The sequence below is a fragment of the Streptomyces sp. NPDC055632 genome (genome assembly GCF_053618675.1).
Map to the genome: position 1 here is coordinate 247,108 of NZ_JBSHHY010000001.1, position 12,757 is coordinate 259,864.

The following is a 12,757-nucleotide window of genomic DNA, read 5'->3' on the forward strand; positions in this document are numbered from 1 at the left end:
CACGAGAGCACCACATGTTTACATCGCCGACATCTTGTCGTCGTCCACCGGCGTGTCCTATGGCCTGTGCGACAGCGCTCGGCCCCCCGGATTGTCCGCCGCGACAAAGCAGTGGGACTAAGCTGCGGACATGGACCTTTCGGGCGTGGCCGCGGCGCTCCAGTCGAGGCTTCCGGAACTGGCCGAGAGGATGGCGCTCCGCATCCGCTCGGACGTCGACGCCTACCAGGGCGAGTCGCTGATCCCCCTGGACTCGCTGCGGCGCTCCTGCCACGCCAACGCGGACTTCGTGCTGTCGCACCTGCGCCGCAAGGGCTCCCCGGACGCGGAGGCGGCCCGTGAGACCGGGCGGGCCAGGGCGGAGCAGGGCGTCCCGCTGGCCGACACCCTGCGCGCGTACCGCATCGGCTCGGAACTCCTGTGGACGGAGATCGTCGCGGAGGCGCGCACGCGTCCGGAGGTGTCGGACGACCTGCTGGTGTCGGAGTCCGCGGACTTCTGGGCGCTGTTCGGCCTGTACGCGGAGGCGGTGGCGATCGCCTACCGGGAGACGGCCGCCGAGCTGACCTCACGGGGCCAGGCGAGGCGTTACGCCCTGGTGGAGGCGCTGTTCACCGGTGTCATCACCGACCACACCCTGTGGGAGGCCGCCCGGGAGCTGGGGCTGCCCGAGCAGGGGCCGTACGCCGTCGCCGTCGCGGAGGCCGGCGCCCCGGGCGAGGAGCCCCTCGCCGGCGTGGAGGCGGAGCTGCGCCGGGCGGAGCTCCCTTCCGCCTGGCGGCTGCTGCCGGACCAGCAGCTCGCGCTGATCGCGCTGCCCACCGCCGCGGCGGAGGGCGCCTGCCTCCGCGTCCTGCGGCGCAGCCGCGCCCGCGTGGGGTTCAGCCCGTGCTTCTCCTCGCTCCAGGGCGCCCCGCAGAACCTGCGCTTCGCCCGCCTGGCCCTGTCCGGGCTGCCGGGCACCGGTCCCGGTGTGGCCCGGTTCGACGACGACCCGCTGGCGATGGTCGTCGCCGCGGCGCCCGCCGAGGCGGCCCGCCTGGTGGAGGTGACGCTCCGGCCGGTCCTCGACCTGCCGGCCGCGGAACGGTCCCGCCTCCTGGGCACCCTGGAGCACTGGTTCGCCTCCGGCGGCTCGGCCAACGCCACGGCGCGGGGCCTCTTCGTCCACCCCAACACCGTCCGCTACCGCCTCCGGCGCGTCGAGGAGCTGACGGGCCGGTCCCTCTCCGATCCGCGCGCGACGACGGACATCGGGGCGGCGCTCCTGGCGGTCCGCGCCCGGGCGGAGTGACCCGGCGCCCGGCCGGGTGCCGCCGGGCCGTGGCCCGTACGGCGTGAAAAGGCCCCGCACCTCCCGTGGCGGACGGGAGGTGCGGGGCGGGAGCCGGGGCCGCCGTCGCCCCCCCCCACGGGCGTCGGCGGCCCCGGAGTCCGGCGCGGGTCGTTCAGACCCGGGCGGCCGTCTCGCGGCGCGGGGACTCCTCCCCGGCCTCCGGATGGGCGGCGGATCCGGCCGGCGTCGGGGCGGGCAGGCGCGCGCCCTCGATGTCGACGTCCGGGAGGAGCCGGTCGAGCCACCGGGGCATGCTCCAGGCACGCCGTCCGAGCAGGGCCATGGCGGCGGGCACGAGCGTCATGCGGACGACGAAGGCGTCGACGAACACGCCGAAGGCGAGTGCGAAGCCGATGGACTTGATGATCGGGTCCTCGTTGAACACGAAGCCGCCGAAGACCGCGATCATGATCAGCGCGGCGGCCACGACGACCCGGGCACTGCTGGAGACGCCCCGGGCGACGGCCTCGGCCGGATCCTTGCCGTGCTCGTAGTGCTCGCGCATCCGGCGCCGTCCGATGACGATCGCGTTCGCGGTGCTGATGATCGCCCCGCAGATCCCGCTCACCGGTCTGATCGGCTCGGAGGGCTGGACGCTCCTGGTGGCGTCCTCGGTCTCCGTCGCCGTCTTCGGGGGAGGGACCGCGCCGTACCTGAACCAGCTCTTCGTCGAGTGGGGCGCGGCCCGGCTCTCCAGCCTCTCCATCATGCTGCTGTGCGCGTTCACGGGCGTCGCGTGCTCCCTGATGCGGGAGACCAGGGGGATCCACCTGAAGGACGCCTGACGCGGCTCATGGCGCGGTGGGCGGCAGGGCGAAGCGGAAGGCGCCCGCCCCATCGCCGAGTTGGAGCCAGAGGTATCGGGGCTGGGTGACGACGCGCAGGGCGAGGGCCTCGCAGCCGGGGCAGCGGGCGGTCAGGCCGGGTTCGGGTCCGTAGACGCGCAGCTCGGCCACGGTCGCGGGCAGCCGGCAGGAGGGGCACGGCCGCCAGGCGGTGGTCGGGTCGACGGCGAAGACCTCTCCGAGCGGACCGGCCAGGGCGTTGCCGTCGAGGTACAGGGGGTGCTCGTTCATGGGGGGGTTCCTCACCGTGCGGCGCGGGTGGGTCAGCCGAAGCGTTCGGTACGGATCCGGTCGGGCGCGTGTCCGGCGGCCAGGAGCAGGGCGCCGGCGTGCTCGACGAACCCGGTCGGGCCGCAGACGTAGCAGCGGGCGTCCGCCGGGGACGGCGGGACCGGGAGGTCGAGTTCCGTCATGCGTCCCGGGGGGCGTTCGGAGCCGTCGGGCGCGGTGCGGGTGTGGAGGAGCCGGACGTCGACGGCTTCACCGGCGGCGTCGAGTTCCGCGGCGTACCAGACCTCGTCCGGGTCGCGCACGGAGTAGAGGAGCGCGCAGGGGTCGTCCGACGCGGAAGCGAGCCGTGCCCGCAGCATCGCCATCAGCGGCACGATGCCGGAGCCGCCGGCGACCAGCAGGAGCGGGCCGCGGTCGCTCGGCGTCCACACGAACCAGCCGCCGAGCGGTCCCTCGACCTCGACCTCGGCGCCGACGGGGAGGTCGTCGGCCAGGTACGGGGAGACCTCGCCGCCGAACGCGGCCTGGACCCCCAGTTCGATCCTGTCGGCGTCGGCGGGAGCGGCGAGCGAGTAACTCCGTACGGCCCGGTAGCCGTTGTCGGCGGTCAGCCGTACGTCGACGTGCTGGCCCGGGAGGTGTCCGGGCCATGCGGGGACCTCGAACTCCAGCGTGCGGCCGGTCGCGGTCTGCTTCGTCCGCTCCGTGAGGCGGGCCCGCCGCCAGCCGCGCATCAGTCGCTCCCGTAGCGCTGCTCGCGCCAGGGGTCGCCGTAGGAGTGGTAGCCGGCGGACTCCCAGAAGCCGGGTTCGTCGTCCGGGGTCAGGATGAGGCCCTTGACCCACTTGGCCGACTTCCAGAAGTACAGATGGGGGATGACGAGCCGGGCCGGGCCGCCGTGGTCCGGGGAGAGCGCGTAGCCGTCGAAGGAGTGTGCCAGCCAGGCCTTGCCGTCGGTGACGTCCTCCAGCGGGAGGTTGGTGGTGTAGCCGTCGAAGGACTCGGCCACGACGAAGCCGGCGGCGGTCTCGACCTCGTCGAGGAAGGCGTCGAGGGGGACGCCGCGCCAGCGGGTGTCGAACTTCGACCAACGGGTCACGCAGTGGATGTCGACGGTGGGCTCCTCCTGCGGGAGCGCCATCATCTCCTCCCACGTCCACGTGCGGCTCTCGCCGGACTCGGCGGTCACGGTGAACGACCACCGGTCGGTGGGGATGTGCGGGGTGGGACCCGCGGACAGGACCGGGAACGACTCCGTCGGGTACTGCCCCGGCGGCAGCCTGGACACGAGGTCGCGGGCCTTTCCGTGGAATCCCGGTGACAGCTCGCCCATGGGCGCGTTCCTCCTCCCTCCCCATGGTCCCCGCCCGTCGCACCCGTGCAACCCGGAGGGCCGTCGCGCGGGGCGGCCCGGCCGGTCAGCGCCTCCTGCCGAGGAGCGGGTGGGTCCGGGAGACGGCCTTGGCGACGAGGGCGAAGGAGCGGGAGGTGTGCGGGGCGTAGACGAGGCTCAGGGTGTCGGGCCTGGTGGGTTTGGAGAGGACCGGTTTGCGGTGGCTGAAGGTGTCGAAGGACGTCTTCCCGTGGTAGGCGCCCGTGCCGGATTCCCCGACGCCGCCGAACGGCAGGTTCGGGACGCCGAGGTGGATCATCGGGGCGTTGTAGACGAGTCCGCCGGAGGAGGTCTTCTCGAGGAGGGCCCGCCGGGCCTTCCTGTCGCGGGTGAAGGCGTACAGGGAGAGGGGCTTGTCGCGGGCGTTGACGAAGTCGACGGCCTCGTGGACGTCGCGCACGGTCAGGACCGGCAGGATCGGGCCGAAGATCTCCTCGGTCATGACGGGGGCGCCGGGCGGCACGTCGGTCAGCACGGTGGGGGCGATGTAGCGCTCCTCCGCGTCGCAGACGCCTCCGGTGAGGAGCTCACCCTCCGTCGTGAGGCCGGTCAGGCGCCGGAAGTGGCGGTCGTTGACGATGCGCCCGTAGTCGGAGCTGGTGCGGGGGTCGGGGCCGAACATCCGGTGGACGGCCTTCGGCAGCGCGTCGAGGAGGGAGTCGCGGGCGCCGCGGGTGACGAGGACGTAGTCGGGGGCGACGCAGGTCTGGCCGGCGTTGGTGAACTTGCCCCAGGCCAGCCGGCGCGCGGTGACGGCCGTGTCGGCGGTCTCGTCGACGAAGACGGGTGACTTGCCGCCGAGTTCGAGGGTGACGGGGGTCAGGTTCTTCGCCGCGGCGGCGGCCACGACGCGCCCGACCGTGCCGTTGCCGGTGTAGAAGATGTGGTCGAAGCGCTGTGCGAGCAGCAGGGTCGTCTCCTCGACCGCTCCTTCGACGACGGCGACGGTTTCCACGTAGCGGGGCAGGAGGTCGGCGAGCAGGGCGCTGGTGGCGGGGGCCAGTTCGCTGGGTTTGACGACGGCCGCGTTGCCGGCGGCCAGGGCGCCGACCAGCGGGTTCAGCGTGAGGGTCACCGGATAGTTCCAGGGCGCGATGATCAGGCAGACGCCGAGGGGCTCGGGGTGGATGCGGGCCGTCGCCGGTTTGATGTTCATCGGTACGGCGACCCGCCGGGGCCTCATCCAGCGGTCGAGGTGGCGCAGGGCGTGCTCGATCTCGGCCAGGACTCCGCCGATCTCGGTGAGGTGCGACTCGGTGCGCCCCTTGCGCAGGTCGTCGTAGAGGGCTTCCTCGATGGCCGGGGTGTGGTCCCGGAGGAGGCGGCGCAGGGCGTGGAGCCGGCGCCGGCGCCCGGCCGCGGGCCGGGTGACGCCCGAGTCGAAGGCGGCCCGGAGGCGTGCGACGGTCTCCGCGATGTCCTGTTCCTGCCGGGCCACGGACGCGGCGGCGGTTCCGGTCATGGGTACGCGTGCCTTCCAGGTGGTTCCGGTGGTGTCGTGCCGGGTGGTGGGTGGCGGCCTCCCGTGCGGGGGCTCTCGTGACGGTTCGTGGTCAGCGGGTCCCCGCCGCCGCGGTGACGTCGGCGACGAGGCGTTCGGCGAGGCGTTCGGAGGAGTGCGGGTTCTGTCCCGTGTAGAGGTTGCGGTCGACGACCACGTACGACCGCAGGGGCAGGCGGGCCTTGGAGTACTCCGCCCCGCTCTCCCGCAGCCGGTCCTCCAGGAGCCAGACCGCCTTGCGGCCGAAGCTGTTGAACTTCTCCTCCAGGTTCGACAGGCCCGTCATCCGGTATCCGGTGAAGGGCCAGGACCCGTCCTCGTTCCTCGCCGCGAACGCCGCCGCCGGCGCGTGGCACAGCAGCGCCAGCGGCTTGCCCGAGGCCAGGACGCGGGTGAGCAGCGCGCCGGAGACCGGGTCGACCGACAGGTCCTCCATCGGGCCGTGTCCGCCCGGGTAGAACACCACGTCGAAGTCGTCCGGATCGATCTCCTCCAGCGGCCGGGGGCTGTTCAGCACGCCCCGGATCGTCTCCAGGTACGCGGCCACCTCGCGCAGCTTCGACGGCCACCCGGCCGTCTTGGACATGCTCAGCCGGTCCAGCGTCGGCACCTTCCCGCCCGGCGTCGCGATCGTGATGTCCCACCCGGCCCCGGAGAAGATCTTGTGCGGCATCGCCAGCTCCTCGCCCCAGAAACCGGACGGATGCACCTCCCCGTCCCGCAGCGTCCACCGATCGGCCGCCGACACCACGAACAGCACCCTGGTCACCACGGACCCTCCTCCTGCCGAAACCGGTTCACCGGCGTTCCGACGGACGCGTCGACCGGGACGCGCCGCAAGGGGCTCACCCCATCATCCGCCCGGGGCGGGACGCGGGCGACCGGGCTTCCCCGCCGGCGCCCCTACGTCCCCGGCGCCGTGTGCCCCGCCGCCCCGCCCGTTTCCGTCCCGGAAGGTCCCGCGTCCGCGGCGCGGCGCTGCCGCAGCACCGCCGCGAGCATGGTGACGAGGACGCCGACGACCGCCCAGGCCGAAAGGACCAGCAGGGCGGACGTCATGCCGTTGCCGTGGAAGTAGGAGATCGAGCGGGCCGCCCAGGTGCCCGCGCCCGGTGGCAGGGCCGGGCCGATCGCCTGCCAGAACGGTGGCAGCATCGGCGCGGGGAAGGCGCCGCCCGCGCTCGGGTTGCCCGCGATGACGACGAGCAGGATCGCCAGGCCGATGCCGATGACGCCGAAGAGGCCCTGGAGGGCGAGCGTCGCGGCGCCGACGGCGAAGATGAGCAGCGCGCCGAGTCCCCACAGCGCCCAGACGCTGCCCGGCAGGGCGTGCAGGATCGGCCCGACGATGACCGCGCCGCCGAGTCCGCCGGCGAGTGCGACCAGCGTCATCGTGCCCAGGCGGGTCACCGCGCGGGTCGGGTTGGCCGGGCGGGCGCCGGCGCTGATCGCGAGGATCGACGCGCACAGGTAGGCGCCGACGCACCAGCCGATGACCAGGTAGAACGACGACAGGCCGTTGAAGTCGTGCGGGGAGGCCGGGGCGACGTCGACCGTGCGGACGGTGCGTCCCTGGGCCTTGTCCACGGTGGCGACGAGCGTGCCCAGCGCGAGGGAGAGGGCCCTGCCGCCGCCGGAGGCGACGAGCAGCGTGTCGGTGGTGCCGGCCGGGTTCACCACCAGCGCCCCGTAGAGGTCCCGGTTCACGATCCGCTCCCGGGCCGTCCGCTCGTCGGGCAGCGCGCGCGGGTCCAGCGGCGAGCCCGGCAGCCCGTCCAGGCGGTCCACCGTCTGTCCGACCACGGCCTGCGGCGCCACCACACCGAAGGACACGTCCTTGAGCCTGGGCTCGTGGAGGGCTCCCACGTAGGAGGCGACGAACAGCAGCTGGAGGGCGATCACCCCGATCACCAGCAGGGTGGCCCGTGGAGTGACGGCGTCCTTCACCTCGGACAAGGTGCTCTGTTTCATGGTGTCAACGGTCCGGGAGGAGAGGTGCCCGCGCAGGCGGGAAGCACCCGAACGGCTGTCGACACGCCGGGACGCGCCGGGGGTTCCGGCGGTCGGGCACGGGCCGTCCGTCTGCGGCGCGGCCCACACCCTTCGATGTTTGCACCGATTACATCCATGCCCTAATGTGAGTAGTGCAAACATCACAGGCGATCGAACGATCACGACGGAAGAGAGAACCCACATGACCGGCGAGCTGTTCTCACCGCTGCCCCTGCGCTCCGGGCAGGTGCTGAAGAACCGGATCGCCAAGGCGGCCATGGAGGAGAACATGGCCGGTGACGGCCAGCTCCCCGACGAGCAGCTGTTCACGCTGTACCGGGGCTGGGCCGCCGGCGGCACCGGGCTGCTGATCACCGGCAACGTCATGGTCCACGCCGAGGCGCTGACCGGCCCCGCCGGCGTCGTGCTCGACGAGCACGCCCCGCTGGCGCCGTTCACCGCGTGGGCGAAGGCCGCCAAGTCCGGGGGCGGCGCGGTGTGGATGCAGATCAACCACCCCGGCCGCCAGGTGGCCTCCGACATGCCCGGCGTGGTGTGGGGCCCGTCCGACATCGGCGTCAGCCTGGGCAGGCACAGCGGACGCTTCGGCCGCCCGACCGCCATGACCCCGCGGCAGATCGAGGAGACCGTCACGCGGTACGCCGTGACCGCGCGACGCGCCGAAGAGGCCGGTTTCGACGGCGTCGAGGTCCACGCCGCCCACGGCTACCTGCTGTCGCAGTTCCTCTCCCCCCTGGTCAACAAGCGCACCGACCGGTGGGGCGGGTCCCTGGAGAACCGCGCCCGGATGCTGCTCGACATCGTCCGCGCGGTCCGGGCCTCCGTCTCCCCCTCCTTCGCCGTGGCGGTGAAGCTCAACTCCGCCGACTTCCAGCGCGGCGGCTTCGACGCCGACGACGCCCGCCAGGTCATCGGGATGCTCGAACCCCTCGGCGTCGACCTGGTCGAGCTCTCCGGCGGCAGCTACGAGAGCCCGGCCATGACCGGCCGCTCCACCGACACCCGTACGCAGGCGCGCGAGGCGTACTTCCTCGACCTGGCCGAGGACCTCGTCGGGACGAGCCCGCTGCCCCTGATGCTCACCGGCGGCATCACCAAGCGCGCGACGGCGGAGCGGGTCCTCGACAGCGGCGTGGCGGTCATCGGCATGGGCACCGCCCTCGCCGTCACCCCCGACCTGCCCGACCGCTGGCACCGGAGCCGCGAGGCCGACCGCCCCATGCGGCCGGTGAACTGGTCCGACAAGGCCCTCGCCTCCGCCGCGAGCATGGCCCAGGTCCGCCACCAGATGCGCCGCCTCGCCCGGGGCAGCGGCACCAGGCCCGGCATCCACCCGGTGGTCGCCCTGGTCTCCGAACAGCTCAAGCAGCGCAAGGCCCTGCGGAGTTACCGCACGTGGCTGGCCGAGCCCCGGGGCGCGGCCTGAGCCGATCCGCCCGCGGAAACAGGGGCGGCGGGGTCGGGAGGGACGGCAGGGACGGCCGGGGCAGCGGCGGGTACGACCCGACGGTGGCCCGGTTTCCTCTTCTTTCCTCTTCCCTCGCGATCACCTAGGATGTATACGGCGTTCACATTAGGGAGAAGATGTGATCACCATGGACATTGAGGACGTGCGATCCATGCCCCAGCCCGGCACCTACCACCACGGCGACCTGCGCGCCGCCTGCCTGCGCGCCGCGCGCGAACTCCTGGAGGAGGACGGCAGCGCGGGACTCTCGCTGCGCGCGGTCGCCCGGCGGGCCGGGGTGTCGGCCACCGCTCCCTACCGCCACTACGCCGACCGCGACGCGCTCGTCTCCGCCGTGGCCGCCGAGGGGTACCGCGAACTGGCCGAGCACCTGGCCGAGGCCCATCCCGCGCCCTCGACGCCCGACGAACTCGCCGCGGTGGCCGTCGCCTACGTGCGGTTCGCGCTGGACCACCCCGCCCTGTTCCGGGCGATGTTCGCCGAGCCCTGCGACCCGACGAGCGAGGAGCGGGTCGCCGCGACCGCCGCCATCTCCGCGTACGTCCACGGGATCGTGCGCGCCACCTTCCCCGACGTGGACGCGGACGCCCTGTCGACCACGGTGTGGGCCCTCGTCCACGGGCTCGCCTTCCTGCACCTCGACGGCAAGCTCGACACCTCCACGCCCGAGGTGGTCGCCGCCCAGGTCGACGGCGCCGTCCACGCCCTGTTCCACGCCTCCCCGGCGATGTCCCGGACCGCGGAGGCCGCGCGGACGCCCGCCTGACCCTCGGCACCGTTCCAGAACGGTGTCAGCGGTGGTCCGCGGCGAACCGCTCCATGATCCGCTCCAGGCCGTCCACGAGCAGGTCGACGAGTTCGGCCCCGGTGACGACCTCGTCGGTGGCGCCGACGGCCATCTCCTCGGCCATGGCCAGCCGGCCCCGCACGGCGAGCCGGTGCAGGGGCGCGGGCGCGTGGACGCCAGCGGCCTCCAGTACGCGGCCGGTCAGCACCTCGCGGTTCTCCTCGAAGACCTCCAGGACCAGTTCGTCGCCGCCCGCCGCGGCCCGTACGACGGCCACGTAGTTGCTCCTGCGGCGCTGTACGAAGGAGACGAAGCCGTCGACGATCCCCCGGACCCGCTCCGTCGGCGTGCCCTCCTCCGGCGCCTCCGCGTGCGTCAGCAGCCGGCGGCCGCCCGCCCGGACCACGGCGACGTAGTAGTCGCGCTTGCTCGGGAAGTAGTGGAAGAGCAGACCCCGGGAGATGCCGGCCTCGGCGGCCACCTCGTCGACGGACATCTCGTGGATGGGACGGGTGGTGAGCAGGCGCAGTCCGATGTCGATCAGCTGCGCCCGGCGTTCCTCCGGCTTCAGCCGCACACGGGTCGGCGCGGTCCTCGCGGTCACGGTCACCCCCCCTGGGCCGCTGGGCAATGCTCGACAAGGCGTGGTGACGGGCCCCGCCTACCCCTGCTCGTCGCCGCCGAAGGGTTCGCGGCGCAGGCGCCGGGACCGGAGCACCAGGAGCATCTCGAACCGGCGGTCGGGGTCGTCGAGCACGTCGCCCCACAGTTCGCGGATCTGCCGCAGGCGGTAGCGGGCCGTCTGGGGGTGCACGCCCAGGCGGTGGGCGACCTCCGGGGCCCCGCCGGAGGTCTCGATCCAGGCGAGCAGCGTGTCGGCGAGACGTCTCGCCTGGGCGGGGGCGACGTCGTTCAGGGGGGTCAGGCAGCGTGCGGCCGCCGCGTCGATGAGCTCCTGGGAGGGCAGCAGGAGCAGTTCCTCCACCCGGTCCGTGCAGTGGTGCAGTCCGCCGTGGGGCAGGAGGCCGTCCTCGATCAGCCGGACGGCGGTCTCCGCCCAGCGCAAGGACTCCACGGCGGCGGCGATCGGCACCGTCGGCCCGATCGCGCCGGACCAGCCGGCCGTGGCCCGGCGGACGTGGTCGGCACGGCCGGCGACGTCCGGGTCGGGGACGACCACGCGGGGCTGTTCGCTCTCCATGTCGAGGAGGACGCCCCGGCCGAGCGCGGGGGCGACGGCCTCGCGGGCGGGCCGGATCAGCACGCCTATCGCGACGGTCTCCGGCAGCTCCCAGCCGATGCGGGCGGCGCGCTCCCCGAGGGCCTGGGCGGGGTCGGAGTGCCGGCCCGACAGCAGCCGGTCGATCAGCCTCCGCTGGAGGCGCAGCCGCTCGCCCTCCTGCCGGGCCGCCGCCTCGGCGTAGCCGCGCACCGACTGCTCGACCAGGCCGTCCAGGTACTTGAAGCCGGCCTCGGCGAGTTCGTACATGGCGGGCGCCGCGATGTCGACCTGCTGGCCGATCTCGGCGAACCGCCGCCAGGCGAGCCGGACGCCGAGGCGGTAGACGGCCTGGAGCGAGTCGAGGCTGCGTCCTTTCAGACCCTCCACGCGGCCGAACTCCTGGAAGACCTCGTCGGGCACGCGCGGGTCGGCCTCCCCGGACAGGAGCTGCTGGACGAAGCCCTCGATGGCGCGCCGGATGCCGACGAGGGACTTCGGCTCGCCGGACCCGGCCTCCACGGGGCGCTGCCGGGGGAAGTCGTAGCGGATCGCGCGGAGGATCTCCCCCGCCAGGTCCGCCGACTCGGACAGCACGATGGCGGCGAACCGGTCCACCTTCGGTTGGGGGACGTCGCCCCAGACGAGTCGGGTCATCGGCTCGCCGGGGCCGTGTCATAGGTGACCAGCGGCACGTTCGGCTGCTCGGGTACGGCGTCGAGCACGGCCACGATCCCGAAGGCGGCGCCCACGGCGAGCACCGCGGCAATCACGACGGTTCCCGTTGCGGCGATCAGTCTGCTCATTGTGTCGGGTCAGCTCCTCGTTGGAGACGCCCCACCCCGGCCCCCACAGCCGACGGACAGTGTCAGCAGGACATTGACATCTCGTCAAGTGCTGCCTAGCGTCATCGGCCACAAGGGCTTGACCGGGTCCTGAGGTCCGTGCGTCTCCGTGCGAGTTGTCCCCACCAGGAGTCCCGGATGCGCCGTACCGCTTCACCATTGTCCCTGATCCTGCTCGGAGCAGGGGTTTTCCTGCTGGTCCTCGCGCCGCTGCTGACGAGCCACGTCCTGCTGGAGGCCAAGCGCACTCCGCTCGACGTCGACACGACGACCGTCTTCACCGGCACCGGCAGCTATTTCGACACCAAGCGGCTCAGGACGGTGCGCGAACAGCCCCTCACCATCACGCGGCAGGTCCGCGGCGACGTCGCCGAGGGCGCGAGGAGCGGGAACGCCGTGTGGGACGTGTCCACGTCGGTGGACATCGACGCCACGCTGCCGGCCTCCGACACCCGGGACTCCCTCCAGTGGACCCTGGAGCGGTGGGTGACGGACCGGCGCACGAACGAGCCGGCGCACTGCTGCGGCGAGTCGCCCGTCTTCGACGGCGAGGCCTACCTGAAGTTCCCCTTCGACGTCGAGAAGCGCGACCACCGCTGGTGGGACGGCACGCTCGGCGCCGTCGTACCGCTCCGCTACGAGGGTCCCGGCACGGTGCAGGGGCACGAGGGGCTGCGCTTCACCGGCAGCGTCCCGCCCACCCGCACCGGTGTGCGCCAGGTGCCGGGCAAGCTGGTGGGCCTGCCGAACCGGCCCCAGGTCCTCGCCGAGGAGTGGTACGCCAACGGCGGGATCGAGCTGGTCGTGGACCGGCCCACCGGGCGGATCCTCTACGCGGCGATCGGACCCCGGAAGACCCTGCGCGCGCCCGAGTCCGACAAGGACGCCGTCGTACTGCTGGACAGCGGGAAGCTCGCCTTCACCGAGGCCACGCAGCGGCAGCAGGTACGGCTCGCGGCGGCGGACGGCGGCAAGCTGCGGCTGCTCGGCAGCACCCTTCCCCTGGGGGCGGGCGTGCTCGGAGCGGTGCTCGCGCTGATCGGCGGGATTCTGGTGGCGCGGGGGCGAATTGCCCCAACTGCGCGCGACTGACGCTCACTTGGCGACACATCGCCCCGT

13 protein-coding genes and 2 pseudogenes are annotated in these 12,757 nt (G+C 73.2%); 5 read left to right on the plus strand and 10 right to left on the minus strand.

Going from position 1 to position 12,757, the window contains the following annotated elements; genetic code table 11:
• The first annotated feature begins 145 nt into the window (after positions 1-145).
• On the plus strand, positions 146-1,294 hold the full coding sequence (locus ACWGSR_RS01090) for a PucR family transcriptional regulator (protein WP_453563098.1): 1,149 nt from the start codon (positions 146-148) through the stop codon (positions 1,292-1,294).
• A gap of 154 nt (positions 1,295-1,448) precedes the next feature.
• On the opposite strand, the pseudogene ACWGSR_RS01095 reads toward ACWGSR_RS01090, so the two are convergent.
• A pseudogene (locus ACWGSR_RS01095) lies at positions 1,449-1,844 on the minus strand (MMPL family transporter); the annotation flags it as partial.
• 10 nt (positions 1,845-1,854) lie between these two features.
• Between ACWGSR_RS01095 and ACWGSR_RS01100 the strand changes: the two are divergent.
• Entirely contained in the window at positions 1,855-2,121 is a 267-nt protein-coding gene (locus ACWGSR_RS01100; protein ID WP_453563109.1) for a hypothetical protein, read from the plus strand.
• Positions 2,122-2,127: 6 nt separating this feature from the next.
• Here the strand turns inward: ACWGSR_RS01100 and ACWGSR_RS01105 are convergent, their stop codons facing one another.
• The 6 genes and pseudogenes from ACWGSR_RS01105 to ACWGSR_RS01130 all read right to left on the minus strand — a co-directional run bounded on the left by ACWGSR_RS01105 (position 2,128) and on the right by ACWGSR_RS01130 (position 7,277).
• Positions 2,128-2,412 (minus strand): DUF6510 family protein, encoded by a 285-nt coding sequence (locus ACWGSR_RS01105; protein ID WP_376246749.1) that lies wholly within the window; start codon positions 2,410-2,412, stop codon positions 2,128-2,130.
• Between the two features lie 32 nt (positions 2,413-2,444).
• Entirely contained in the window at positions 2,445-3,146 is a 702-nt protein-coding gene (locus tag ACWGSR_RS01110) for an FAD-binding oxidoreductase (protein ID WP_453562812.1), read from the minus strand.
• Positions 3,146-3,745: a sulfite oxidase-like oxidoreductase gene (locus ACWGSR_RS01115; RefSeq protein ID WP_453562813.1), complete on the minus strand. Its 600-nt coding sequence runs from the start codon at positions 3,743-3,745 to the stop codon at positions 3,146-3,148. The genes ACWGSR_RS01110 and ACWGSR_RS01115 overlap by 1 nt, the downstream gene beginning before the upstream one ends.
• A gap of 85 nt (positions 3,746-3,830) precedes the next feature.
• Positions 3,831-5,279, minus strand: a pseudogene (locus tag ACWGSR_RS01120) (aldehyde dehydrogenase family protein); the annotation flags it as partial.
• 79 nt (positions 5,280-5,358) lie between these two features.
• The gene (locus ACWGSR_RS01125; protein ID WP_376246758.1) at positions 5,359-6,075 is read right to left on the minus strand and encodes a type 1 glutamine amidotransferase domain-containing protein; all 717 of its coding nucleotides are present in this window, start codon (positions 6,073-6,075) and stop codon (positions 5,359-5,361) included.
• 134 nt (positions 6,076-6,209) lie between these two features.
• Positions 6,210-7,277, minus strand: coding sequence for a DUF3533 domain-containing protein (locus ACWGSR_RS01130; protein ID WP_453562814.1), 1,068 nt, complete (start codon positions 7,275-7,277; stop codon positions 6,210-6,212).
• 223 nt (positions 7,278-7,500) lie between these two features.
• On the opposite strand from ACWGSR_RS01130, the gene ACWGSR_RS01135 reads away from it, so the two are divergent.
• Both ACWGSR_RS01135 and ACWGSR_RS01140 read left to right on the plus strand, forming a co-directional pair.
• Positions 7,501-8,745 carry an NADH:flavin oxidoreductase/NADH oxidase family protein gene (locus tag ACWGSR_RS01135; RefSeq protein ID WP_453562816.1) on the plus strand — a complete coding sequence of 415 codons (1,245 nt, stop codon included), beginning with the start codon at positions 7,501-7,503 and terminating at the stop codon, positions 8,743-8,745.
• A 193-nt stretch (positions 8,746-8,938) separates the two neighbouring features.
• Positions 8,939-9,553 (plus strand): TetR/AcrR family transcriptional regulator, encoded by a 615-nt coding sequence (locus ACWGSR_RS01140; RefSeq protein ID WP_453563099.1) that lies wholly within the window; start codon positions 8,939-8,941, stop codon positions 9,551-9,553.
• A gap of 25 nt (positions 9,554-9,578) precedes the next feature.
• Here ACWGSR_RS01140 and ACWGSR_RS01145 read toward each other — a convergent pair whose 3' ends face one another.
• Genes ACWGSR_RS01145 through ACWGSR_RS01155 form a run of 3 tightly spaced genes read right to left on the minus strand, consistent with a single transcriptional unit; the run spans position 9,579 to position 11,599 of the window.
• The gene (locus ACWGSR_RS01145) at positions 9,579-10,178 is read right to left on the minus strand and encodes a TetR/AcrR family transcriptional regulator (RefSeq protein WP_376243004.1); all 600 of its coding nucleotides are present in this window, start codon (positions 10,176-10,178) and stop codon (positions 9,579-9,581) included.
• 57 nt (positions 10,179-10,235) lie between these two features.
• Positions 10,236-11,450, minus strand: coding sequence for a PucR family transcriptional regulator (locus ACWGSR_RS01150; protein WP_376243002.1), 1,215 nt, complete (start codon positions 11,448-11,450; stop codon positions 10,236-10,238).
• Positions 11,447-11,599 carry a hypothetical protein gene (locus tag ACWGSR_RS01155; protein WP_167345333.1) on the minus strand — a complete coding sequence of 51 codons (153 nt, stop codon included), beginning with the start codon at positions 11,597-11,599 and terminating at the stop codon, positions 11,447-11,449. The genes ACWGSR_RS01150 and ACWGSR_RS01155 overlap by 4 nt, the downstream gene beginning before the upstream one ends.
• A 177-nt stretch (positions 11,600-11,776) precedes the next feature.
• Between ACWGSR_RS01155 and ACWGSR_RS01160 the strand changes: the two genes are divergently transcribed.
• The gene (locus tag ACWGSR_RS01160) at positions 11,777-12,730 is read left to right on the plus strand and encodes a DUF3068 domain-containing protein (RefSeq protein ID WP_453562818.1); all 954 of its coding nucleotides are present in this window, start codon (positions 11,777-11,779) and stop codon (positions 12,728-12,730) included.
• Positions 12,731-12,757 lie beyond the last annotated feature (27 nt).